This is a genomic window from Fibrella aquatilis, assembly GCF_017353255.1.
Classification (GTDB): Bacteria; Bacteroidota; Bacteroidia; order Cytophagales; family Spirosomataceae; genus Fibrella; species Fibrella aquatilis.
On sequence record NZ_JAFMYU010000007.1, the window covers coordinates 143,531 to 168,457 of the forward strand.

The 24,927-nt window shown below is 54.4% G+C and carries 20 protein-coding genes and 1 pseudogene; 10 read left to right on the plus strand and 11 right to left on the minus strand.

Annotated features, from left to right (window positions below; genetic code table 11):
• Positions 1 to 108 precede the first annotated feature (108 nt).
• Positions 109 to 1,452: a M24 family metallopeptidase gene (locus J2I48_RS11140; protein WP_207335518.1), complete on the plus strand. Its 1,344-nt coding sequence runs from the start codon at positions 109 to 111 to the stop codon at positions 1,450 to 1,452.
• A 77-nt stretch (positions 1,453 to 1,529) separates the two neighbouring features.
• On the opposite strand, the gene J2I48_RS11145 is transcribed toward J2I48_RS11140, so the two are convergent.
• Positions 1,530 to 3,266 (minus strand): beta strand repeat-containing protein, encoded by a 1,737-nt coding sequence (locus J2I48_RS11145; protein WP_207335519.1) that lies wholly within the window; start codon positions 3,264 to 3,266, stop codon positions 1,530 to 1,532.
• 1,083 nt (positions 3,267 to 4,349) lie between these two features.
• Between J2I48_RS11145 and J2I48_RS11150 the strand changes: the two genes are divergently transcribed.
• Both J2I48_RS11150 and J2I48_RS11155 read left to right on the plus strand, forming a co-directional pair.
• Positions 4,350 to 5,618 carry an NCS2 family permease gene (locus J2I48_RS11150; protein WP_207335520.1) on the plus strand — a complete coding sequence of 423 codons (1,269 nt, stop codon included), beginning with the start codon at positions 4,350 to 4,352 and terminating at the stop codon, positions 5,616 to 5,618.
• Between the two features lie 9 nt (positions 5,619 to 5,627).
• Complete coding sequence (locus J2I48_RS11155) at positions 5,628 to 6,452, plus strand: 5'-methylthioadenosine/adenosylhomocysteine nucleosidase (protein WP_207335521.1); 825 nt, start codon at positions 5,628 to 5,630, stop codon at positions 6,450 to 6,452.
• A gap of 70 nt (positions 6,453 to 6,522) precedes the next feature.
• On the opposite strand, the gene J2I48_RS11160 is transcribed toward J2I48_RS11155, so the two are convergent.
• From J2I48_RS11160 to J2I48_RS11170, 3 genes are all read right to left on the minus strand, one after another.
• Positions 6,523 to 7,704, minus strand: coding sequence for an acyltransferase family protein (locus J2I48_RS11160; RefSeq protein WP_207335522.1), 1,182 nt, complete (start codon positions 7,702 to 7,704; stop codon positions 6,523 to 6,525).
• An 87-nt stretch (positions 7,705 to 7,791) separates the two neighbouring features.
• Positions 7,792 to 8,958 (minus strand): helix-turn-helix domain-containing protein, encoded by a 1,167-nt coding sequence (locus tag J2I48_RS28550; protein ID WP_207335523.1) that lies wholly within the window; start codon positions 8,956 to 8,958, stop codon positions 7,792 to 7,794.
• Between the two features lie 56 nt (positions 8,959 to 9,014).
• The gene (locus J2I48_RS11170; protein WP_207335524.1) at positions 9,015 to 9,872 is read right to left on the minus strand and encodes a dienelactone hydrolase family protein; all 858 of its coding nucleotides are present in this window, start codon (positions 9,870 to 9,872) and stop codon (positions 9,015 to 9,017) included.
• 241 nt (positions 9,873 to 10,113) lie between these two features.
• Between J2I48_RS11170 and fumC (J2I48_RS11175) the strand changes: the two genes are divergently transcribed.
• The 4 genes and pseudogenes from fumC (J2I48_RS11175) to J2I48_RS11190 all read left to right on the plus strand — a co-directional run bounded on the left by fumC (J2I48_RS11175) (position 10,114) and on the right by J2I48_RS11190 (position 15,688).
• Complete coding sequence (fumC, locus tag J2I48_RS11175) at positions 10,114 to 11,511, plus strand: class II fumarate hydratase (protein ID WP_207335525.1); 1,398 nt, start codon at positions 10,114 to 10,116, stop codon at positions 11,509 to 11,511.
• Positions 11,512 to 11,608: 97 nt separating this feature from the next.
• Positions 11,609 to 14,518, plus strand: a complete 2,910-nt coding sequence (locus J2I48_RS11180) for a leucine-rich repeat domain-containing protein (protein ID WP_207335526.1) — start codon at positions 11,609 to 11,611, stop codon at positions 14,516 to 14,518.
• Positions 14,519 to 14,525: 7 nt separating this feature from the next.
• Positions 14,526 to 14,767, plus strand: a pseudogene (gene fumC / locus J2I48_RS11185) (class II fumarate hydratase); the annotation flags it as partial.
• Positions 14,768 to 14,866: 99 nt separating this feature from the next.
• A complete protein-coding gene (locus J2I48_RS11190) occupies positions 14,867 to 15,688 on the plus strand; it encodes a DUF3667 domain-containing protein (protein ID WP_207335527.1) in 822 nt (273 codons plus the stop codon).
• Between the two features lie 14 nt (positions 15,689 to 15,702).
• On the opposite strand, the gene J2I48_RS11195 is transcribed toward J2I48_RS11190, so the two are convergent.
• A complete protein-coding gene (locus tag J2I48_RS11195) occupies positions 15,703 to 16,839 on the minus strand; it encodes an acyltransferase family protein (protein WP_207335528.1) in 1,137 nt (378 codons plus the stop codon).
• Positions 16,840 to 16,930: 91 nt separating this feature from the next.
• Positions 16,931 to 17,506: an NUDIX hydrolase gene (locus tag J2I48_RS11200; protein WP_207335529.1), complete on the minus strand. Its 576-nt coding sequence runs from the start codon at positions 17,504 to 17,506 to the stop codon at positions 16,931 to 16,933.
• An 82-nt stretch (positions 17,507 to 17,588) separates the two neighbouring features.
• Between J2I48_RS11200 and J2I48_RS11205 the strand changes: the two genes are divergently transcribed.
• Complete coding sequence (locus J2I48_RS11205) at positions 17,589 to 18,158, plus strand: Crp/Fnr family transcriptional regulator (protein ID WP_207335530.1); 570 nt, start codon at positions 17,589 to 17,591, stop codon at positions 18,156 to 18,158.
• A gap of 41 nt (positions 18,159 to 18,199) precedes the next feature.
• Here J2I48_RS11205 and J2I48_RS11210 read toward each other — a convergent pair whose 3' ends face one another.
• Positions 18,200 to 18,958 carry an HpcH/HpaI aldolase family protein gene (locus tag J2I48_RS11210; protein WP_207335531.1) on the minus strand — a complete coding sequence of 253 codons (759 nt, stop codon included), beginning with the start codon at positions 18,956 to 18,958 and terminating at the stop codon, positions 18,200 to 18,202.
• A 104-nt stretch (positions 18,959 to 19,062) separates the two neighbouring features.
• Here J2I48_RS11210 and J2I48_RS11215 point away from each other — a divergent pair, with 104 nt between their 5' ends.
• Positions 19,063 to 19,785 (plus strand): sterol desaturase family protein, encoded by a 723-nt coding sequence (locus J2I48_RS11215; RefSeq protein ID WP_207335532.1) that lies wholly within the window; start codon positions 19,063 to 19,065, stop codon positions 19,783 to 19,785.
• A 4-nt stretch (positions 19,786 to 19,789) separates the two neighbouring features.
• Here J2I48_RS11215 and J2I48_RS11220 read toward each other — a convergent pair whose 3' ends face one another.
• Together J2I48_RS11220 and J2I48_RS11225 are read right to left on the minus strand one after the other, a co-directional pair.
• On the minus strand, positions 19,790 to 20,911 hold the full coding sequence (locus J2I48_RS11220; protein ID WP_207335533.1) for a Gfo/Idh/MocA family protein: 1,122 nt from the start codon (positions 20,909 to 20,911) through the stop codon (positions 19,790 to 19,792).
• Positions 20,912 to 21,004: 93 nt separating this feature from the next.
• Positions 21,005 to 21,472, minus strand: coding sequence for a RidA family protein (locus tag J2I48_RS11225; protein ID WP_207335534.1), 468 nt, complete (start codon positions 21,470 to 21,472; stop codon positions 21,005 to 21,007).
• Positions 21,473 to 21,571: 99 nt separating this feature from the next.
• On the opposite strand from J2I48_RS11225, the gene J2I48_RS11230 reads away from it, so the two are divergent.
• Positions 21,572 to 22,279, plus strand: a complete 708-nt coding sequence (locus tag J2I48_RS11230; protein WP_207335535.1) for a class I SAM-dependent methyltransferase — start codon at positions 21,572 to 21,574, stop codon at positions 22,277 to 22,279.
• Positions 22,280 to 22,295: 16 nt separating this feature from the next.
• On the opposite strand, the gene J2I48_RS11235 is transcribed toward J2I48_RS11230, so the two are convergent.
• Positions 22,296 to 22,916 carry a response regulator gene (locus tag J2I48_RS11235; protein ID WP_207335536.1) on the minus strand — a complete coding sequence of 207 codons (621 nt, stop codon included), beginning with the start codon at positions 22,914 to 22,916 and terminating at the stop codon, positions 22,296 to 22,298.
• Positions 22,891 to 24,825, minus strand: coding sequence for an ATP-binding protein (locus tag J2I48_RS11240; RefSeq protein ID WP_207335537.1), 1,935 nt, complete (start codon positions 24,823 to 24,825; stop codon positions 22,891 to 22,893). Before J2I48_RS11240 ends, J2I48_RS11235 begins: the two co-directional genes overlap by 26 nt.
• Positions 24,826 to 24,927: the final 102 nt, after the last annotated feature.

Sequence of the window (24,927 nt, forward strand, 5' to 3'; positions counted from 1 at the left end):
TGATAAAAATTAGCGGAACAGCTTACGGTATTGGCTATACGTATAAGCAATGCAGAACACAAATCCGGGCTTAGCCGTAACTTGTCTGCACACAACGTACATGCTACTATGCGTCTACTATACTTACTCCTTTTGTTTCTTACTCCATTTCTTCTTGCTGCTCAGCCTACTACTATCCTGGCCGAACGTGCCCGTGCGCAGTTTGTGGATGAGGTGCTGGAAGACCGGTTCACCAACCTGCTGCCCCAACTCATGCGCCGCGAGGACATCGATATGTGGGTGATTATCTCGCGCGAATACAACGAAGATCCGGTCCTGAAAACCATGCTGCCCAGCACCTGGCTCTCGGCCCGGCGGCGGACCATTATGGTCTTTTTTGACCGGGGCGAGAAAGAAGGAGTAGAGAAATTAGCCATTGCCCGCTACGATGTGGGCAACCTGCTGAAAGGCGCGTGGGACATCGACGTGCGGCCCAACCAGTGGGATGCTCTTGCCAAGATTATTCAGGACCGTAAACCCAAAAAAATTGGCCTCAACCGCTCGGCCAACTACGCCCACGCCGACGGGCTGACGGCTACCGAACAGGGTGAGTTCCTGGAAAAACTGCCTCAGGATTACCAAAAACGCATTGTGTCGGCTGAAAAGCTCGCCGTGGACTGGCTCGAATCGCGTACGGAAAAGGAAATGGCCGTGTACCCCATGATCTGCCGCCTCTCGCACCAGATCATTCAGGAAGGCCTTTCGGAACAGGTAATCCAGCCCGGCATCACCACCACCGACGATGTGGTGTGGTGGTTCCGGCAGCGCATCACCGATCTTGGTGTAGACACCTGGTTTCACCCCACGGTAGATGTGCAACGGGCCGACCAAAACGATTTCAACCACCTGCGTACTTTCTCGAAACGCCCTGACAAAGAGGTGATTCAGGCGGGCGATCTGCTCCACGTCGATTTTGGCATTACGTACCTGCGGCTCAACACCGATCAACAGCAACACGCCTACGTACTTCGTCCCGGCGAAACTAACGTACCTGAAAGTATCCGTAAGGCGTTTGTGCAGGGCAACCGCTTGCAGGATATTCTAACGGAGCAGTTTTCGGCGGGAAAAACGGGTAACCAACTTCTGCTGGCGGCCCTGGCCCAGGCCGAAACGGAAGGTATCAAAGGCACGATCTACTCGCATCCAATCGGCGTTCACGGCCACGCCGCCGGACCTACCATCGGCCTCTGGGATCAGCAAAAGGGCGTTCCCGGCTCCGGCGACTACCCGCTGCTGGCTAACACGGCTTATTCGATTGAGCTAAATGCCGCCGTAGAAATTCCCGAATGGAAGAAAATGGTCCGCATCATGCTGGAAGAAGACGGCTTTTTCGACGGCCAATCCTTTCGCTACATTGACGGTCGCCAAACCGAAATTTACACGATTCCCCGCACGCTGGGGTACGTGAAGTAGTTGGCCCGGTGGCTGGGCTGACCCAACAAAAAAAGCCCACCGGCTTGTGGCAGGTGGGCTGAAAAACGCGAAACGCACTAATTGTTTGTCTGGGTAATAACTGACCCGTTGCCGGTTCCGATCTGCGAGACGTTGGCGATGTTGCCAACCATACCCGCGCCTCCTGGGCTGGTCTGGCTGATAGTCAGCGTATTAGATGTGCCTTCTTGCCGCGCAAACGAGCCGGCTGCCCCAGAAACATTCCGCACCACGTTGTAGTTGCCGGTTTGCGTAATGGTAGCCGTATTGAGGTCATCGATCTGTTCTAAGCGTGCCTGGTTGAAGCTGCCCTGCTGGCTGAGTGTGGCCGTGTTATTAACAGACTGGGTTCCCGCTCCCGGTGTCCCTTGCACAAGCGCACCGAAGTTACCCCCACCCCCGATTGTCGTGTTCTGGTTGATGGTTGCCGTGCCGCCATCATTGAAAGTATTCTGTTGAGTAATGGCAGCGGTGTTGCCGCCCGTGCTCAGGCTTCCCTGGTTAATCGTGGCCGCGTTTGTGTAGGCGTTGGTATTCTGGTCGATGGTCGCCAAATCACCGGCTCCACCACCAGCCTGATTAATAGTCGCCACGTTGCCGGTACTGCCGTCGTTCTGATTAATAAAGGCTTCGTTACTCTGCCCCGACTGGGTTACGAATGCATCGTTGTTGTTGCTGTCGCCAACGCCTCCACCGTTGCTGTCTACACCCAGTTGATTGACTGTAGCCTGGTTGGCAGATCCAGTCTGACCAACCACCGCCTCGTTGTTAGAACTGGTTCCTGATGAGCTGCCATTTTGGTTTACCGTTGCCGTGTGCCCACCCGTACCCGCCTGCGTCAGGGTAGCGTCGTTGTTATCGCTGCGGTCGTTTTGGTTGATGGTGCCCATGTCGCCGCTGCTGGTTTGGGTGATAGTGCCCTCGTTGAAGGTACTGTTTCCATTGGTACCAGCGTTTTGATGGATGGTGGCATCGCCTCCGTTGATGCCGTTTTGGGCAACCGTAGCGATGTTGTCCGTGCTGGCGTTCGTGCCGGTACCGTTCTGCTCAACCGTGGCCACGGCGTAGAAGGAATTTGGCCCGCTCGCTGCGTTGGAAAAACCCTGCCGTACGGTTGTTTTGTTGTTGCTCGACTTGTTCGATTGACTGACCGTCAACGTGTTAACATCGCCGAACTGATTCGTCGCTGCCGAGTTGTTGGTCGATACGTTGTTTTGGTTAATCGTGGCCGTCTGCCCGGTACCGTAGTTGTCCTGCCGCACGTCGGCGTCGTTGGCCGATAAACCGTCGTTCTGGCTGATGGTCAGCGTTTGGTTATGACCCTGTTGGTAGCTGTTCGCGTAGTTGCCCCCCGCAGCCTTAACAGCCGCAATACCCGCTGCATTAGGCGCATTACCCTGGGCAAGCGGTGCGCCCGGCGCACTGGCGGCGGTGATGGCTGTCCCGCTGCCACCCGTGTTATTTTTTTGGTTAATCGTGGCTACGTTCTTCCCTGAACCGCCCCCTTCCTGCCCAATGTTGGCGAAACCCGATTTTGTACCGATCTGGTTGATGTACGCTTCATTGTTCCGGGCGGGCGTCGTGATGCCAAGCTTCTGACTGGTGGCACCGTAATTACCCTGATTGGTGACGGATCCAGTTGACGTCTGCTGGATGTTGGAAATCAGCAGGCTACCCAATTGAGTGGCGTTCGCTGTTTGCTGGTTACCGCTCTGGTTAACCGTTGAGGTATTTTGGGCGAAGCCCGTAGCGGCAAAGGCGATTAGAGCCGCGCCGGTTAAGATAACTTTTTTCATGGATACAATGGAGTGAAAACGTATTGTAACTGTCTGACTGATAAGCAGATATTGTCGGCATAAAGCCGTTATGCAGAGCGGTTTCTGTGTGTGTTCAGCTCCTGGCCAGCGAGCGTCATCACCAGGCTTGTGCGCAGTGTCGGCAAACAAAGCCCGACACGTACTAATCTGCGTGTTACTGACCCTGATGAGGCACCAAAGCCTTGGTATCGGGGTACACGGATCAGTCTATGTTAACCTATCACGTACAACCTCAGACCGTAGCTGAGCACGTCGATAAGCCATCTGACTCCTGTCAGCGTGTTACTTACTTGCGGTTTTGTGGTAAAAACAACAAATTTGGTTACAAAATACATAAACGCAAATCAGGCTCCGGCGCGAATCAAATTGCGTTAGTCAAGAGTAAGTATAGGTTGATGTTGAGCAGGTCGACTGCTACAGAACAGGAGGTGAATGCGCTTATTCGATGCGCGGTATTAGACGTTGGCAGTTCCAGGGAGGAGCAACTGGTTTGATGCTACTGAGCACATCCGCCGTTACGGCAAGACGCAAACTGGTACATAGGAAAGTTGCTTTCATGAGGAATGTGGATAGAAGTTTCCAACTCTGAGGCAGCATTCAGTTGCTTGTCAAAGCAAAATTTCATAACAAAGCTAAAGCCCTCATCTTAGTACACAATGCTGTGTATTGGGATGTAAAATGAAAATAGTTTATTATTTTCTTATATAAATGCAGCTGTATTCCCTGTATGGGTTAGCGTAAGTGAGTCAATATATTTATTCATATGTTGTTACTAATCAAGGTGTTAACCTATAAATTAAGCAAATTAAAACGACTTTGAGGATCATCAGGTAGTGAATTTCCGATAGGTTTGATCGACTAATTGGCGGATTAGCATAACTCGGAAATCTGATAAACGGTAGGTATATGTTTATTAGACGGAGGGTTATATGTTTCCACAAAAGTTGACCGACAAAGCCAGAGCCGCCGCCAAGTAGCTGTATGTGTGGGTAAACCGTATTTTCAGCATGAGAAAGGCATACTTACTAAAACGGGTTAGTTTGTCTGTTAATAGACGCAATAATGAACAAACGAACCGAAATCCTGGCGGGCGTCTCCACGTTCCTCGCGACGATGTACATCATTGTGGTCAACCCAGCGATCTTGAATCAGGCGGGGTTGCCGTTTTCGGGGGTGCTCACGGCTACGGTGCTGCTGTCTTTTTTATGCAGCCTGATGATGGGCCTGTATGCCCGCAACCCGCTGGTGGTGGCTCCCGGCATGGGGCTGAACGCGTTTTTCACCTTTACAGCCGTCAAGGGCATGGGTATCCGGCCCGAAGTGGCGCTGGGAGCCGTATTCTGGGCGGGCGTGCTGTTTTTGCTGTTGTCGACTGTCAACGTGCGGTCGGCGCTGGTGCGGCTCATTCCCAGACCGTTGCGGTATGCTATCTCCGCGGGTATCGGGCTGTTTATCGCGCTCATTGGCTTTGAAAATGCCCATTTTATCGTGGCGAATCCGGCTACGCTGGTTGGAGTGGCTCGCCTCACCGACCCCGCCGTGCTAACGTTTGTGGGCGGGCTGCTGCTCACGGCGGTACTGCTCATCAGGAACGTACCCGGTGCCATTATCATCGGTATTGTGCTCACTACGCTGGCCGCGCTGCCCATTGGACGGTGGTGGGGCGGAACGGTGCCGCTGGTACAGTGGCAGGGGCTATTGGCCCTGCCCGATTTTTCGTTGATCGGCAAACTGGACCTGGTGGGTTCACTACGATGGTCACTGTGGCCGGTCATTTTTGCGTTTGTCTTCACCGACCTCTTCGATAGCATTAGCACCTTCGTGGGCGTAGCCGAAGCCGCCAACCTCACCGATGAACACGGCGAACCCCTTCGCCTAAACCGTTCGCTGCTGACCGACGCCGTAGCTACTACGCTGGCGGGGGTGCTGGGCACCAGTCCCGGCACGGCCTACATCGAGTCGGCAGTGGGGATTGCGCAGGGCGGGCGCACGGGGCTGACGGCCATTGTGGCGGGGTCGTTGTTTTTGCCGTTTCTATTTTTGTCGCCCTTACTATCTGTGATTCCAGCTATTGCCACGGCCCCGGCGCTGGTGTTGGTGGGCGCATTTATGATGAAACCGATCCTGAAAATAGACTGGGACCACCTCGACGAAGCCTTGCCTGCGTTTCTGGCGCTGGTGCTGATTCCATTCAGCTACAGCATCACCATCGGCATTGTCTGGGGTTTTTTATCGTGGACCATCGTGCGGGTGTTCACTGGTCGGGTACGTGAAATTCCTGCCGGGTTGTGGGTGGTAGATGGCCTGTGCGTGCTATCGCTGGTGGGGTAATTTTGCGCTATGAAGACGCAACGACTACCTCTCTTCCTGCTTTTGCTCGTCAGTTCGTTAGCTCATGCGCAACTGTACAAGCCCCGCCCCGTAACTGCGCTGCTGGGGGCATTTGGGCCAGAATTGACGCTGGTTCGGCAGTCGCTGCATGGTCCGAAAACGCGCGTGATTAATGGGATATCGTTTACCACCGGGCGGGTGGGCAGGCAGCGGGTGGTGGTGGCCGAAACGGGTATTGGCAAAGTCAACGCCGCCGCCACAACCGCCTTTGTGCTGGCCTATTTCCGGCCCCGGCGGGTGCTGTTTACCGGCATTGCGGGCGGTACCAACCCCGACCTGCAACCCGGCGATATGGTTATTGGCCAACGCGTGGCCCACCATGACTATAGCTGGATGACCATGACCACACCGCCCCGGCTCTCTCACCAAACGCGCAACGCCATCACCAAACAGGAGAACCCACTCTATCTCCCGGCCGACTCGATGCTACTGGCGAGGGCACAGGAGACGGCCAAAACGATTGATTTTGAGTCAATTCCGGTCACTAGTCGCCCGCCGAGGGTGGTGGTCGGGACGATTGTTACGGGTGATGTATTCGTATCGTCGGAAGAGAAAGTGGCTCAACTCAGGAGCGAGTTTGGGGCCGACGCTACTGAGATGGAGGGGGCTGCCGTGGCGCAAATCTGTTATCAGGAACAGGTGCCCTGCCTCGTGATCCGCAGCCTGAGCGACAAAGCCAACAGCAACGCCCGGATGGATATGCAACAATTCCTGGGCATCGCCGCCCGCAACTCAGCCAAACTCGTGCTCAAACTGATTGAGCAGTTGCCTTAAAGATCGTTAAGGGTTTATGCGCGGTATAGGTCACTACGTACACTAGTTTGCTCGTCGAAAAAAGTGGTGCTTATAAAACTCTGGCAATTAATGGGCTACGCCTAATCAGCCTACAACTGAGCCAACTGAGACTTACTGCGCCTAGAAAGACAACCAAAAACTTTATAAGGACGGGCCAGTCAGCGGGTAATAAGATGAATTGAAGCCACGTGACAAAGCCGTAATGCACGATATAAATGCCATATGCATTAGCCGACAAGCTATCCCATATCTGAATCGACGTTGTTACGTGATTTCGAAAAAAGCTCAGACACGCCCCTATGCTTGCCAGGCAACTTGCCACAAAAACAAGATCATAGAGCAAATACCCCTCGGTGGCCGTTAGCTGACCATTTTTGACTTGCGCTGCCCCCCACCCAGATTCAATTATCACCAGCGCATAACAGGTTAGACTAAGGCCAAGCCAGAAAGCCTGCGACCTGCCCAATAGCTTCCCCTGGTGAAACAAATACGTTTGCCAGTCGATGGTTCCCAAGCAGTTGCCAAGAAGAAAAAACAACCAGTAGAACAAGAGCCGGTTGAGCTGAAAATCGAAAGGCCCCCAATGGCCTACCCAGGTGTATTGACCTACCCACAAACTGAGCGGAATAAAACTCAGCGCTACAACCCCATACACCAGTACCCCAAAACGAATTGGAAATTGGCTCAACCTGGCCAGTCTGGCAGCGATGGCGGGAAAAAAGGATGGCTTATAGTTGAAGAGCAGTGCCGTGATGCTATCAAAAGACAGCAGAAGCCAGACGAACCAGGGAGGTCCTACTGGCCATTGCTGGTCGACAACGTAATCGCTACCAAATGGAACGAGTTGAAAAGATTGCGTAGACTGGTAGAAAGAAGGTAGGTATGCTACTGGAATTAGCACCAATTCGGCAATCAGGAATGGAATGCCTAACCGAACGAGTCGATCTGCGACATACTTTTTGGACCCTTTTCTACGAAGCCCGCCATAGACAAACAGGCCGCTGAGTAGAAACATAAGCGGCATAAAAAACGCGTCGTTGAAGCCAATAAACACGTCGAACCCATACCATCGGCTGTCATCCACAATGGGGGCCGTAGACCATATGTAATGGGCAGGGTTAAACCTGGCAAATGTGGGATACGCCAGGGCGGCATGGTGGGCAACAACCAGCATCGTGACGAATGAACGTAAGTAATCAAGCCAGATGGCCCGGTGAGTGGTCGCTTTCATAAGCGCCAAAATTATTCCCTCAGGGAGCGGTAAGCGACCGGCCTTGCAAGGCAGCCGTATCACCTTGCAAGGTCGTACGGCCTGCCGTTAGCCCCTCACGCCCGTTTTACGGTATTGGGAAGGGGTCTGCTGAGTCATTTTCTTGAACGCGGCGTTGAACGCCGATTTTGAATTGAAGCCCGACTCATAGGCAATTTCTTCTATTTTGATATGGCTATACTGGGGTACGACCAGCTTCGACTGAATTTCCTGAACCCGATAGGCATTAATGAAATCGAAGAAGTTTTGGCTACAGTATTGGTTGATCACCTGAGACAGATGATGGGGAGCCGTTGCCAGTTGTGATGCCAATACCGACAGGGTGAGGTTATTTTGACGATATGGCTTCTCCCGTTCCATATAGTTTAGCAACCGGTTCAGTGTTTGAATCGAGGTCTGCTCATCCAGGGCCGTTTTTTCATATTTAACGCGAGGCAAGGTCGCAGTACCATCATTCATTGCCTGGCGGGCCAGAATTTTTGACTGAGAAATCAGCCGAAAGCTCATGGTGAAGAAGACCAGCGAAACGCAGGTCGCTATGTATACATCGCCAACGTCGCTTTGATAATAGAACGTGAGCACCGCATAAACCACGATTACCAGCAGAAAAGACAAACAGAGTTGTCGCACCCATTCCAGCGAGATCTTTGTGGCTTCGTCCTTCTGTTTAAGTTGGCTAATTAACCGAAGCGTCAACAGGAGGTAGCCGATCTGGTAACTCGCCAACAGGTATTTGAAGACCTGATAAAAAGGTTTGTAAGAGCTAGCCCACCACAGATCACGAAACACAGCATCTGTTTGAGTGGCTCTGCGGTAGGCTATCTCCACTGTTTGAAGGAGCCACGTGTTTGACTGAGCAACGAATGGAATCAAATAGATAGCGTGGAGCAAAGCAGGCAGGAATGCCCAGTTGAAGCTGGCCTTCCACCGAAAATTGGGGCGGGCCAGCGCTACCGTGTAGAAGTAAAAGAGTGGGGGGAAAACAAAGTTAAACGGCTCTGAAAAGCCAATCAGGTAAGGAACAGAAGCGATTGTGTCTGAATAGCAGAGCAACACCTCCACCACCGTCAGGCATACGCTCACCAGGAGCCAGCCCAGCAAGGTATGGGCTGGCTGGCCCCGTCGCGAAATGGAGAAGCAGTTAATCGCCAGGAAGAACCCCTGTACTACACCTAGCAGGATGACTACAGACCAAAAATCATGAGTGGGGTCCACGTGAGTGAAAAAGATGACGCTTGTAAAACCTTAACGATAGGAACCTATTAAAGCTGTCACGCCAGATTCTTCTTTAAAAACGTGATCGTGCGTTCCCAGGCTAGTTTGGCGGCGGCTTCGTTGTAGCGGCTGGGGGCGGTGTCGTTGTTGAAGGCGTGTTGGGCACCCTCGTAGACGTACAGTTCGTACGGCTTGCCCGCTTTTTTTAGTTCGGATTCATAGGCCGGAATGCCCGCGTTGATCCGCTCGTCGAGGCCACCGTAATGGAGCTGGATTGGCGCGTGAATCTTGGGCACGTCGGCAGCGTCGGGCTGGCGACCGTAGAAGGGTACGGCCGCTTTCAGATCGGGGGCGTAAATGGCGAGTTGGTTGGCCATGGCCCCACCCCAACAGAAGCCCACGCAACCCACCTTGCCGTTGCTGTCGGGGCGGGTTTTCAGGTACTCCACGGCCTTCACAAAGTTGTCGCGGGTTTTGGCGGGGTCCAGTTTGCCGAAGAGTTCGCGCATCTGGGTCTCGTCGGTGGGGGTACCACCGGCGGCCGAGAGGGCATCAGGCGCTACGGCCAGAAAACCGGCCAGGGCCATGCGCCGGGTGATGTCTTCAATGTGGGGGTTGAGGCCCCGATTTTCGTGGATGACCACCACGGCGGGGTATTTGCCGTTAGCCACGGGCCGGGCCATGTAGCCTTTCATGGTGGTGTCGGCACCGGGGAAGGAAACCATCTCGGTTTTGAGGCGGTCGTCGTGGTTCGCTACGGTTTCGGCTTTGGCGTAGTTGACTTCCAGCAGGGGCAATACGGCCATGGCGGCTGCGGTACCACCCGTAAGCTTGGCCAGCCGCTTCAAAAACTCGTCGCGGTTAAGCGGTTTGTGCGTGTACTCGTCGAAGAGGTTGATGATGCGCTGATCCATGAGGCCCGTTGGTTTGGTGGCTTTCTGGGTAAAGCCAGTGAAGCTTCGGTTCTAACGCCTACGCTCAGTTTAGGTGTACCCGATCAAATTCAGCCAACTAAATCGCCCGGCTGCAATACCTTTGCGCCAGTATTGAGTGAGCGAATGCCTGGGAGTTATGAAAGGCATATTGCACAGATCCAGGCATTCGCTCATTCACTCACCGGAGCGCCGGACCGTCACTAATTTGCTTATCAATAACATGGACTTTCGCATAGAAAAAGACACGATGGGGCCGGTACAGGTGCCTGCCAACGTATATTGGGGCGCACAAACCCAGCGTTCGATTGACAACTTCCGCATTGCGCAGGACACTAACAAAATGCCCCGCGAGATCATCCGGGCCTTCGCTGTGCTCAAAAAAGCCGCCGCCCTCACCAACCTCGACGCGGGTGTGCTTTCGCCTGAAAAAGCCGATCTCATTGGCCGCGTCTGCGACGAGATTCTGGCCGGTGAACTCGCCGATCAGTTTCCGCTCGTGGTCTGGCAAACCGGGTCGGGCACGCAGAGCAACATGAATATGAACGAGGTAGTGGCCTACCGCGCCCACGTGCTCAATGGCGGCGCGCTCACCGACGAGAAGAAGTTTTTGAACCCCAACGACGACGTCAACAAATCGCAGTCGAGCAACGACACCTTCCCCACGGCCATGCACATTGCGGCCTACCAGATCCTGATGGAGGTGACGATTCCGGGTATCGAAAAACTGCGTAATACGCTGGATGCCAAAGCGAAGGAGTTTATGCACGTGGTGAAAATTGGTCGTACTCACTTCATGGACGCCACCCCGCTGACGGTGGGGCAGGAGTTTTCAGGCTACGTGTCGCAGCTGGATCACGGCCTTCGCGCCATCCGCAACACGCTGGCCCACCTGAGCGAACTGGCCCTGGGCGGCACGGCCGTGGGCACGGGTATCAACACGCCCCCCGGCTACTCGGAAAACGTGGCCAAACACATTGCCGACCTCACGGGCCTGCCCTTCATCACCGCCGAAAACAAGTTTGAAGCCCTCGCCGCCCACGACGCCATTGTAGAGGCCCACGGCGCGCTGAAGACCGTAGCCGCCAGCCTGATGAAGATCGGCAACGATGTCAGGATGCTGGCGAGTGGACCCCGTGCGGGCATTGGCGAGTTGTTTATTCCTGATAATGAGCCGGGTAGCAGTATCATGCCGGGCAAGGTAAACCCCACGCAGTGCGAGGCCATGACCATGGTGGCGGCGCAGGTGATGGGCAACGACGTGGCGATCAACATCGGCGGCATGAATGGCCATTTCGAGCTGAACGTGTTCAAGCCGGTGATAATTTTCAACTTCCTCCACTCGGCCCGCCTCATCGGCGACGTCTGCGTATCGTTCAACGACAAGTGCGCGGAAGGTATCCGGCCTATCGAAGCCAATATTGAGAAGCACGTGCAGAACTCGCTCATGCTGGTGACGGCGCTGAACACCAAAATCGGCTATTACAAAGCCGCCGAAATCGCCCAGACCGCCCACAAAAACGGCTCTACCCTGAAAGAAACCGCCGTGGCCCTCGGCTACCTCACCCCCGACGAGTTTGATCAGTGGGTTGTTCCCGTCGAGATGGTGGGAAAGGTGTAGAAGCCCAGACTATTGACAGCTATATCAGCAAGCACAATGATTTGATATAGCTGTCAATTAACTTAGTTTTAACTACTACTTCCATCTACTATAAATTATGTTCCTACTCTACCCATTTGTAAAAAGTAGCTTGTTGTACCGCGTTATTATAATTGGTTGGTTGTGTAGTCTTACTTATTTATCGGGAAAAGCGCAGGGGAGGTTGACCGTCTCAGTAAGCAACACGTTATCGTGTTCACAAAAAAATGCGACTATTACTGCGTTATCCTCCTGCACAGGTGGTGTTTTCTATAGTTTCAGCGGCCCTAATAACTTTTTTACGTGGAATACAACCGGCGTAACAAGTGTCACAGCCGACGGAACGTATACAGTGACAGCCACTAACTGGGAACGCAACTGCACGGATACCGTAACTACTGCCGTTGCAAGCGCGTTTCATCCTGATTATTTACCCCTGATGAGTTTGTACTACGCCACAAATGGAGCGGGTTGGAAATTGAAAAGAGGCTGGGCCACCAATTGTGAACCTTGTAGCGGTTGGACCGGAATTTCTTGCAGTAATAACAGGGTTACGGGCATTGAACTTGCCAACGTAGATTATACTTATGACGGTAATAATCTGGTTGGAAGTTTACCAGAAAGTATTGGGCAACTGACGAAATTAACTACATTAAATTTATCGTACAACAGAGGATTGAGTGGTCCAATTCCAACTTCAATTGGGAAACTGACTGATTTAGAATATATTCAATTGGTTGACAACGAGCGTTTGTCCGGCACATTGCCCGAGTCGTTAGGGAACTTAACTAAATTATCATTTCTTCAATTGAGAGGAACAAAAATCAGCGGTTCTTTACCTGCTGAATTAGGTAATTGTACAGCACTGACTCAGATATATGTTCAGCAGAGTCAATTAACTGGTTCGATACCTGAATCGTTTGGCAAACTCAAAAACATGATAGTTCTTTACCTAAATGATAATCAACTTTCTGGCCCAATCCCTAGCTCTGTTTCTTCCTTCACTGCGTTAACTCAGTTAGTATTAAGTAACAATAAGTTAACGGGAAGCATACCTGCTTCGCTCACCTCGCTGCAAAATATTAAGTTACTCAATCTCAGCCAAAATGCGTTGACTGGCCCTATTCCTTCTAGCTTAGGGCGGCTCAGCAAATTAGAGAATTTGGTTCTGTATGGTAATCAATTGACGGGTACACTGCCAGGTAGTCTTGGTCAGTTGGCAGCACTCTACGTTTTGAATTTAAATACAAATCAGCTGACAGGCAGCATACCTGAATCGTATACCGCACTTACCAGGTTGAGTACGTTTGATGTAGAAAAAAATCAATTGAGCGGTCAGTTACCAACGACAATTGGACGAATGACCAATTTATTTGATGTCAGGTTGGCAAATAACCAATTTTCAGGTGCATTACCAGCTTCTATTGGGGACCTGCCCAGGTTAAATATATTTACAATTAATGATAATCAGTTTTCGGGAAGTATCCCTTCAACAATCGGTAATTTGAGAAATTTGTATAATTTCATTATTGCCAATAATCAGTTAACTGGTTCGTTACCAGAATCGATTAATTATTTGTCTAATCTACAATCTTTTTTAGCCGCAAATAATCGCTTTATAGGAGAAATACCTGCCTTTACAGACAGCCGCTATTTGCGATACGTAGATGTGAGTAATAATCAATTTTCGGGAAGTTTACCCGGTGATATAGCAAACCGAGTGCAGCTACAGAGTTTTTCGGCACAAAGCAATCAACTCAGCGGCTGCATTCCACGCTCTTTTGCTACGTTGTGCGGTAGAACTATAACTATAAGCAATAACGCAGGCTTGCCCGGCAACGGTGACTGGGCCGCTTTTTGTTCAAATCAGACAGGTATTTGTCCACCCTGCGATCTGCTCATAACCCAACAGCCATTTACTATGCAGTACGCCTGCAATCGCGGGGTTGTGCAACTCAAGGTAAGTGCGGCTTGCAGCCTGCCAGTTTCGTACCAATGGTATAACGAGGCTGGCCCGCTCACCAATTCGGTCCGAATTAGTGGGGCTACCAGTCCTACACTCACCATCTGGGATGCCCGGCCAAGCGACATTGTTTCGTACAGAGTGTTCCTGTCAGCAGCTTGTGGCAGTGCTTACTCCACAAGAGCTACCTTCTCGCTCGAAGCAAGTTCATATCCTGAATTTGACGCTTTGGCTGATTTTTTCTACGCCACAGACGGCCCAAACTGGACAAACAAAAGCGGTTGGCTAACGACTTGTTCCCCCTACAGTGGTTGGTTTGGACTAACCACAAGCCCCCTAACGGGGCAGGTAACAAGTTTAAACTTATCACCTCCATCTGCACCAATGGCAGGTAACAATTTGCGGGGCACCTTGCCGGCTAGTCTTTCTGTCCTTAGCGGTTTGGAGCAGCTTCTCATTAATAATAACCCTCAGCTTGTTGGGGGTCTGCCAACATCAATTGGTGCGCTTACCAGTCTCACTCTGCTTGATGCATCGGCAAACGGACTAACGGGGCCAATCCCTGCCTCGGTTGGTTCGCTCACAAAACTTACGTCGCTCTCTCTGGGATTCAACCAGCTTTCAGGCCGTATTCCATCGGGGTTGGGTAACCTGTCTGCGTTGCAACGGTTGAATGTAGCCTCCAATAAGTTGACAGGTTGTTTGCCGGTTTCCTTGACAAATTTGTGCGGTAAAACGGTAGATATTTCGGGTAATGTGGGTTTGGCAAACGGTGGGGACTGGCTGGCTTTCTGTACTAATCGGACTGGTGCCGACAATGGCATTATAAATAGCCTTAAACCGGGTCAATGGTATGACCAGTCAGTATGGTCCTGTGGAAATATACCCACCAGCACCGACACCGTTCTCCTACGCCATTCTGTTGTCGTGGGTGTAGGGCAAATCGCAGAAGCTCAACGAATTTGGTATACTAACGCCGGAAAATTGCTTTTGGGAACAGGCGTACAAGTTAAGGTTGGCCGATAAGTACTCCTCGGATAAACGTACTTCGGGTAACGAACCGATCATTACCAACATCGACAAGCACGTGCAGAATTCGCTCATGCTGGTGACAGCGCTGAACACCAAAATCGGCTACTACAAAGCCGCCGAAATCGCCCAACCGCCCACAAAAACGGCTCAACCCTGAAAGAAACCGCCGTGGCCCTCGGCTACCTCACCCCCGACGAGTTTGATCAGTGGGTAGTGCCCGTTGAGATGGTGGGGAAGGTGTGATGGTGCTATGAATAACTACTGGGCCACTGATTTTAATGAGCACCGTTGCTGACCTGGTGAAATAATGAGAATTTGCCTCTCAACCCTTTGCTTATAGCTATGCTCTCCGAACCCGTTACTGACGTTCACAACCACCACGCAACAGGTCAAATCACGTGCCGCAACTGTGCTAATCCGTTCGAGGGGCATTTTTGCAATCAGTGCGGTCAGTCGGCGCATACCCACGCCGTCAACTGGCACTACATCTGGCACGAAGTACCCCATAGCGTCTGGCACCTCGACCGGGGCATATTGTTCACCCTGCGCGAACTCTGCACGCGCCCCGGCCATACCGTCCGCGAATTTTTAGCGGGCAAACGGGTCAAGCATTACCGGCCCCTGGCGTTGCTGCTTATTCTGGGGGCGGTAGTGGTGTTTGTCACCCACAGCCTGCACGTGAACATCGCGCAGGATACCCAAAAACTGCTGTCGCCCGCCTCAGCAACTAAGTCGGGTCGACTGCAGGCTTTTCAGAAGGAAGCATCCCAGTTTGTGGAAAGAAACCGCACCCTGGTTCAGATTGCGCTGATTCCCATCTACGCGCTGGGGTTTTGGATCATGTTCCGCCGCCGTGGCTATAACTACCCGGAACTGCTGGTAACACAGACGTTCGTGGCCAATTTTGCCCTTTTGTTCTCGCTCATCCCGGTATTGATGTATTGGGCAATGGGCTCGTCGATGGCCGTGTACTCCAGCAGCATGTCGCTGAGCCTCCTGGTCATGATGGGCTATAACATGATTGTGCATACGCAGCTTTACCAGGGAAAACTGCCCACGCGAACTATTGTGTGGCGAAGCGCAGCAGCTTATTTGCTGGGCTATGGCCTTTTTATACTGCTGGTCATGCTAATCACCCTTGTCTACATCATCGTGAGCCGCTAACCGAAGCACCTACCTTACACCCGCACGTAAATACGCTTCCTGTCAAGTAGCCAGCCCACGCTCCAGCAGAAGAGCATGAAGGTGAGGGCAAAGAGGAGGGAGCCGGCGGGACCGGGGGCCAGATTTTGGAACAGGTGCGTACCGATCCAGTCCAGCAGGTTTTCGCCGTTGCCGACGGGGATCATGGCCAGAATGATCACGACCAGTTCAGAGAGCAGGTAGATAAACAGTGGATTCTTGCCGGGGATGACGAAAAAGTTGGTCCAGTTGCCCCGGTTCCAGCGGCGAATCTCGATAGCGTAGATCAATGCGGCCAGAATAACCAGGTCGAGGCCGGTAGTGAGCAGGACGAACGAACTGGTCCAGAGCTTTTTATTGATCGGAAACACCGCGTCCCAGCAGAGGGCCAGGAAGATTAGGGCCGCGCCCGCCAGCAGCAGCCGGGTGGTGCTTTCGTAGTTCTTGCCCACGCGCTGCACCGTCTGCCCGGCGTAGTAGCCAATGAGCACGTTCACGATGGCGGGCAGCGTGCTGAGCAGGCCTTCCGGGTCGAAGGGAACGCCGTTGCCCATGTAGAGGTGCGCATCGCCGATGGTCCACCGGTCGAGCCGCAACACGGCGTTACCCTGAAGACTAAACGGGTCGGCGGGGTTGCCCCACCCCAGCAGGATAAGCCAGTAGCCCACCAGAAACAGCACGGCCAGCCAGATCACCGTGCGGCGTGGGAAGAAATAAACCAGCAACGATGCCAGGCCGTAGCACACGCCAATGCGCTGCAACACGCCCCAAATGCGGGTTTCGCCCATGGGAGCACCCACGATAGCCCCCGTTTCGTTCACCCGAAAAAAGGGGAACCAGTACATAAGGTAGCCGAGCAGAAAAATAATAGCCGTCCGCCGCAGGATTTTGGCCAGCACCGTCGCCGTGGGCATCGACTGAAACCTGGCGTTGGCGAAGCTCATGGCGTTGCCCACGGCAAACAGAAACGACGGAAACACCAGATCGGTGGGGGTGAAGCCGTGCCAGCTGGCGTGGAGCAGTGGTGCAAAGGGCGTGGCTCCCGCACCCGGCGTATTCACCACGATCATGAAGCAAACGGTAAGCCCCCGGAACACGTCCAGGGACAAAAAACGGGTAGTGGTAGCTGGCATTCGGAGTGGGTTTAGCGGGCTTGTGGTGGTTTTGTACAACCGGTTCCAAGTTAACGAATCGCCCGATATAGGCGGCTCATACTAGTCGCTTCTATGGGTGCACGTCGAAACTGCCTAGCAGGTAACGCAACAGGGGGGCTGCGTGGAGCGACTGCATCATCTGGCCGGTGTCGAGAACGGTGAGCGCTTCGACTGGCGACACGGTCCAGACGGCAATTTCTTCGGTCAGTTCGAGGTCCTGTTCCCCAATTTTTTCTACCCCCAGGGCCAAAAACGAATAACTCCGGTTTGTGTGAGTACCAGGGTTGGCCGAGAGTGTCATCAATGGTTGCCACTGCCCGCCGCCGTAGCCGGTTTCTTCCAGTAGTTCGCGCTGGGCGGCCTCAAGCGGTGTCTCGCCCGGATCAACGCAACCGGCACAAAGTTCATAATGCACATCGCCGACCCCATGCCGATACTGCCTGATCAGCACGAGGTCGCCGCCTGTGGTAACGGCCACAACGTTAATCCAGTCGGGGTATTCAAGCAGGTAATAATCAGGGATATAACCACCGCCCGCCATCCGGATGGCCTCTTTGCGGACGGTAAACCAGGTTTGACGGTGAATGTAGTCAGACTGCTCGACCTGCCAGGGTTGCGGGTCGTTGGGGAGGGAAAACGTGGCCATAGAACCCAAAAATCGCGTTTTTTGTGAAGCCAACGCAGCCACTGCCAAAAACCGAAGCCATCAGCCTACCACTAACCCGCGCATGAACCAACTCATCGACCAGATACAGACGCTGGGGCCGTTGTCTGAGGCACTGAAATCGGCGTTGATGGGATTGCTGCGGCGGGAGGAACCGGCCAGGAAAAGCTGGCTGTTGCAACCCGGTCAGGTGTCGGATCGGCTGTATTTTATTCAGCAGGGCGTGGTGCGGGGCTATTACCTCAAAGACGGCCGCGAGGTGACCTCGTGGTTCATGCGCGAAGGCGACTTCATTGTCTCTATCGTGAGCTTCTACACCCGCCAACCCGCCCGCGAGTATGTGGAACTGATGGAAGACGGCGTGGTCTGGTCCATTCAGTATGAGCAGCTACAGCAGCTTTACCGCGACTTCCCGGAGTTCAACGTCATTGGCCGAAAACTGACCGAGACCTACTACGTACTGAGCGAGTTGCGCACGCAGAACCTGCGGATGCTCACCGCCCCCGAACGCTATGCACAATTGCTGACCGATTTCCCAGATATCTTCGGCCGGGTGCCGCTGAAATATATTGCCTCGCACCTGGGCATCTCGCCCGAAACCCTCAGCCGATTGCGAGGTCGGAAGGCAGTCTAGCGGAACGGTCCGCCAAACAACGGGCTGTGCGCCTCACTCCGCTAAACAAGGCTCCGAAATCCATCAACAACCGCTTTGCCCGACTGCCAGATGAACCCCGCATCGGTGCCAACGGCGATGAAACGGGTACCGCTGGCGATTTCGGCGGTGATGGCCTCGGGCTGGCGGGTGAAGATACCTACCGGAATACCTCGCGCTACACAACCCGTTTTTATGGTTTGAATAGCTGCCTGTACGTCGGGGTGTTGCACGTCGCCCAGGCGGTTCATGCTGCCCGACAGGTCGTAGGGGCCAATAAATACCCCGTCGATGCCGGGTACGGCCAGGATCTCATCCAGATTTCGGACGGCATCTATGTGTTCGATCTGGATAATCAGGGCCGTGGTTTCGTTGGCGGTGGCCACGTAATCAGCGAAGGCGAGGCCATACCCGTGCGCCCGGCCAATACCCACGTTTCGGGTGCCGGTGGGTGGATAATTGGCTGCCTGCACAGCCCGACGGGCCTCTTCGGCTGAGTTGACAGCAGGAACAATGACCCCGTCGGCTCCCAGATCGAGGGCCTGCTGAATGTAGATTGGGTTGTTTTCGGCTACGCGCACCAGGCCACTGCACTCGCCCCGGATGGCTTGCAGGTGTCGCTGTACCTCAGCTAATGACAGCGTACTGTGCTCCATATCAATAAAGAGCCAGTCGAACCCCGCCAGTGAGAGCATCTCGCTTACCTCCGGCGCGGGCAACGATACCAACGTGCCCAATGATGGCGATGGGCTACGGAGTTTTTGAGTAAAAGACGTTTTCATGGCTAGGGTTAGGTTTGGGTAGCATCAATATTGACATCCGTCAATGGTTGGGCACTCGTAGGAGGCTTGCTTTGGGGTATCAATCACCTCAAACCCAACTGCCTATGTTACCCCTCATTTTTGGCGTATTTGCCGCCTGTTTTCTGCTCGAACGGCTCATGCCGGGCTGGAAATTACCCGCCGTGCCCACCTGGACTATCCGGGTGCTGGCCATCAATTTCGTGCAACTACTGGTGGTGGTCGTGGCGGGCTATACCTGGGAAAAGTGGCTGTCGGCCTACTCGCTTTTTCACTTGTCGGCGGTGGTAGGTAATGCGGCGGGCGGCATCATCGCTTACGTCATTGCTACGTTCCTGTTCTATTGGTGGCACCGCTGGCGGCATACCGTCGATTTTTTGTGGACGCACTTTCATCAGATACACCACAGCCCGCAACGGCTGGAGGTGATCACGTCGTTCTATAAACACCCGCTCGAAATGACGGTCAACTCCATTATTGGTAGCCTGCTGGTCTACACGTTGCTGGGGCTGAACGCCGAAGCGGGGGCTATTTATACCCTCTGCACGGCCCTGGGTGAGTTTTTCTACCACACCAACGTGAAGACACCGCAGTGGATCGGCTACATTTTTCAGCGGCCAGAGATGCACCGCATTCACCACGAATACGAAAAACACACCAGCAACTACGGCGATATCGTCTGGTGGGACATGCTCTTTGGTACCTACCAAAACCCTAAAGAGTTCACGTCAACCTGCGGCTTCGACCCCGAAAAAGAGTTGCGCCTGGGCGACATGCTCCGGTTTAAGGACGTGCACAAAGAAGGTTGACCCCTTACGCCAGCTTGATGGTGCGGCCCGTTTCGGCGGCCTGGTAAATGGCTTGGAGAAGGCGAACGTCGCGCTTGCCTTCCTCGCCGGTGATGTGGTTGGGGAGGGTTTTTCCGGCCAGCAGGTCTTTGCAGACACCGTCCATGTGGGCGGCCTGATGGTTCACCACGGGCATCTCGATGGGGCCTTTGCTGGTGCGGCCTTTCAGCGGACCATAGCCAAAGGCGGGTGCGAGTTCGAACCAGCCTTTTTCGCAGGAGGCGTAGAGGCGTTCTACCCCCGCCGTGTAGCTGCTGGTGGAGGTGCTGACGGCCCCGCTCGGAAACCGAAACTGCCAGAAGATGGTCTCCTCCACGTCTTTGAATTTCTCCGGCTCGGTCTTGGGCGAAAACTGGGCCGTTACCGAAACCGGCTCTTCGCCCGTGACGTAGCGGGCACCCTGGATGGCGTAGATGCCCACGTCCATGAGCGCACCACCGCCGGCCATGCTTTTTTTCATGCGCCACTGCGACGGGTCGCCGATGCGGAAGGCGTCGCTGGCTTCGACAAACTTTACCGGGCCAAACACCTTTTGCTGACCCAGGCGCATGACTTCCTGCGTAAACGGCTCGTAATGAAGCCGGTAGCCCACGGCCAGCTGCTTGTTGGCTTTCCTGGCGGCGTCGATCATAGCCTGGCATTCCTTTTCGGTAATGGCCATGGGCTTCTCGCAGATCACGTGTTTGCCCGCCTGCGCCGCCCGAATCACGTACTCGGCGTGCATGGAGTTGGGCAGCACCACATACACCACGTCGATGTCGGGGTTGTCGATGATGCGGTCGAAGGTTTTGTAGTCGTAGACGTTTTTTGCCGGAATGTTGTATTTCTGGGTCCACTCGGTGGCCTTGGCGGGGGTGCCCGTCACGATGCCCGCGAGGCGGCAGTGCTGCGTTTGTTGCAGGGCCGGGGCCAGCTGATTTTTGCTGTAGCTGCCCAGGCCCACCAGCGCGATGCCCAGCTTTTTGTCCTGCCCGGTCTGGCTCGACAGGGGCTGGCCAAGGGCGTCCGTAAGGGAGGGCACGGTAAGGGCCGAAGCGCCGATGCTGGCCAGAAAATGACGGCGCGAGAGGGAGGTTATAGGCGACATAGAAAGCCGGGAGCGGAAGGAGGTATGTACCGTTAAACAGTACCTATAAGCTCAACCACTCCCGGACTTACTAGCCTGATTGGGCTAGTGCGCCTAGGCTTCCAGTTCAAACATCGCTTCTATTTCCACTGAAATGTTGCCCGGCAACGACCCCATGCCCACCGCCGAACGTACGCCGATACCGTTTTCGGTGCCCCAGATTTGGGCAAACAGGTCGCTGCATCCGTTGATGACTTTGGGGTGCTCGCCAAACTCTGGCACGGCGTTGACCATGCCCAGGATCTTCACTACGCGCTTCACCCGGTTGAGACTACCGAGGGCAGCGGTGAGGGTAGCCAGGATGGCGAGGCCCGTTTGTTTGGCGGCGGCATTACCAAAAGCCAGGTCTACCTCGCTACCCACACGGCCCGTCATCAGGCTATCGTCGGGCAGGTAGGGGCCGTGGCCCGATACGTAGATGAAGTTGCCTACGATGAGGCTGGGTTTGTAAACGCCCTTGGGCGTGGGGGCGGGGGGCAGCTGAAGATTCATGGCCGCAAAATTCTCGTCGGGCGTGTTCATCTGGAAACTATGTTTTGGGTGTACGGCTGCTGGGGGCCGGGTTTGTATTTCGGTCTGAAGGGGTAAATTTGGTGAACAGTCACGACAAAAAAGCAGCACATGATTCAGTCCCTTGCCCAACTCGACAAAGTACGCTATAAAGCCAGCCTGTGCCTGTTGCTGGCAGTGCTTGTGGTTGCTACGCCTGGTTTGGCGCAGTCGAAAAAGCACCCTTGTCTGGCCACGTACATGAGCAAACCCAAAGCCATTGCTGAACACCAGGCCATCTATAAGCCCATTTACGAGGCTGCAAAAGGCGAGGTGTTTGCCTCAGTTGGCGCGGGTAGCGGCACCAAAGAAATCATTTATTCGATGATGGCCGACAGCCTGACGTTCTACCTGCAAGACATCGATCCGGCTTGCCTCGCTGCCCAGACCATCGCCCAAAACGCCGCCACACTATATGCCACTGCCAACCGGGCTAACACCGCTACGTTTATTCCGGTCATCGGTACTGAAAGCGAAACCAAACTGCCTGCTTCGACGATAGATAAGCTGCTGATTGAGAATAGTTTGCACGAATTTACAAACCCAGCCGATGTGCTTGCCGACGTGCGCAAGAGTCTGAAAAAAGGCGGGCTGCTGTACGTAATGGAAATGATCTCAACCAAGCCGGGAAGACTACACAATGGCTGCAAAAAGCCTCTGTTCACCCACCAGACGTTGCTTGACCTGCTGACCCAAAACGGCTTTCGCTATGTACGTCATCAGCCAACGTATCCCAACGAACCCCAGGCACTGGTGTACGTTTTTGCCGTAGCCGAATAGCCCGCCCATGGGTGCGTCAGGCTAGGGTCTCCAGAAAATCGTAGAAGTCTTTTTTGGTGGTGAAGGGCAGCTTCTGGCTGATGTTTTTGCGGTGGGTTTGCACCGTGTAGTAGCTCAGGCTCAGGACGTCGGCAATTTGTTCAGACGTCAGGCCCTGCTTTACTCGTTTCAGAATCTCCACCTCGCGTTTGGTGAGGCCGTAGGTTAACCGGGCCATGTCGCTGGCGGGCAGGGCCGGGCTGGGTGCCGCGTCGGTTTCAATGACGAGTTTCCCCGCCATTACTTGCCGCAGCAGCGTCAGCAGACGGTCGGCGGCCACGGTCTTGGCAATGTAGCCGTTGATGTTCAGGGCGTTGAACCGGGCAATCTCGTGCCGTTCGGCATACATGCTGATGATCACGATTTTGCCCGGCGTGGGCAGTTGCCTGAGTTGCTCCACCACCGCCAGCCCGTCGTAATGGGGCATATTCACATCCACCAGCACCAGGTCGGGGAGGTGGCGGGCGCAGGCATCCAGGGCCAGGCGACTATCGTAGACCTGCTCTACCACCACAAAATCCGTCGATTCGCGCAGGACCAGACTCAGGCCGTCGTTAAACAGGCGGTGGTCGTCAATAAGCAGGGTTCGGGTTGGCATGGCTGGGGGTGAGCACGGGGGCCGCAAGGGTGGTCTGGAGCAGGACGCTGGTGCCGGTGGGGGCGGCGTCGAACCGTACGCTGATGCCCGGTAGCGCCGCTCGTTTATAGATCGTCTGAATACCGATGCCTTTCTGCTGGCCCGCCGACACGTCGAAGCCGACGCCATCATCTTCCACGCTGACATCGACCGTTGTGCCGTCACAAAAAAACTGAACGCTGGCCTGTGTGGCCCCCGAATGCCGGATCACGTTGGTCAGCAGTTCCTGAATAATGCGATAGAGATTTTGCTGCGTTAGTGGGGGCAACTGGTTAATCTGCCCCTGCGTGTAGTCGGTGTAGGCTAGCCGGACGGGGGCAAAATCGGTAAAGCGGCTGACGAGCGTTTGGACCTTGTCGGTAAGCGGGCGGTCGTCGTCTTTGACCAGGTTGTGGCTCAGGAAGCGCAGTTCGCCGATGGCACTGAGCAGGATACTCCGCAGTTTGTCGGGGTTCAGGGGTGTGCGGCCCAGGTAGCTCAGGGCGGTGGCGAGCGTGTTGCCCACCTGATCGTGCAGGTCGCGGCCAATGCCCTCGATCTCCTGCCGCCGCAGGGCCTCGTTGTGTTTGGTCAGCTCCCGTACCTGTCGTCGCATTCCTTGCCGCGTAACGAGTTCTTTTCGGAACTCATCGAAGGCTAAGTAGCTCAAAATGAACAGAAAATAAAAGGGTGGGAGCGTTATCTGCCGGTACGTGTCCTGCCCGTTGATGGCCTGAACAAACCCGATCACCTGCGCCAGAATAATCGGAGCCAACCCCAGCACACAGACCAATAGCGGTGCCCAGATACCCGCCCGGCGGTAGGCCAGCACCACCCACACCACCAGCCAACCGGTGTTGATAATCGTGAGGGTCGTCATGCCGTTGATGATGCCGTAATTAAGTAGGTCAAACGACTGGGGCGGTAGCAGGAACAGGGCCATCAGTCCACCACTGACCACGCTGTAGGCACCCACCGCCCACCAATAGCGGCGCGGTTGCCGAACCGCCGGTTTGATCAGTTGGTAGAAAAACGGGTGGATCATCGGGTTCAGCCAGATGCGGCAGAACAGCCCTACGGTGTTGGCACTGAGGGCCAGCCCGGCTGGGTAAGGCAGCAGACTCAGATACCCCACGACGTTGGCGCATATCACCGTCAGCGTACTCAGGTACACGCTAAACCAAACCAGCAACCGGCTCCCCGAAAATCCACCGACCAGCAGGGCAACCACGGCCAGCAGGGCAAACACGACCATCGTGACGCCGTCGCCGACGCTACCGATGAAGGCATCATCGGCGTAGGTATGCTGGTGAGAAAGGCGCACGTCTACCTCGTGAAAACCGGCGTAGAACTGGGTACGTAACAGCAGCGGTACGGTTGTTTGGGATGGGATAACGATGGGGAAGGCGTAGTTCAGAAACGGGTAAAACCGTTCGCCCAAGGGGGTGTTGTTGTGCAACGTACCCACAAACGCGAAGCGATCCCTTTGCCCCATCCATAGTGTGGCCTGATTAGCGCGGTATTGGGGCATCGACAACACCAGGCGTTGGGGCTGATCGGTGGCGTTGCGGAGTTCGATGAAAGCCCAACCCACCGGTGCCAACGCCGCGTTGCCGTGCAATACCGCCTCCGGGTGCGGGTTGCGGCGAAACGACCGGCGAATAACGGACGTGAGCTGCCGGACTGGCTGCGTCGTGTCGAAGGCGAACGACTGACTGACCAGCATTCGGTTGTTGAGCGCCTCCGTATCAAACGAAGGGGGTAGCGTATAGACGGGTACGTTTGTTTCGGGACGCCATTGAATCGGGTGCCAAAACTGACCCAGCAGAAAGCCGCCGAGGGCCACACCCAGCCCCAACAGCAACACACCCACGTTTACCCGTTTAGTCATGGGTCAGTTAAGGAGAAACGAACGGTAAAGTTGCCTACAGATGAACTAGACAAAAATACCTCGCGCGAGGTATTTTTTTTGACTGCCCATACCGTGATTTTT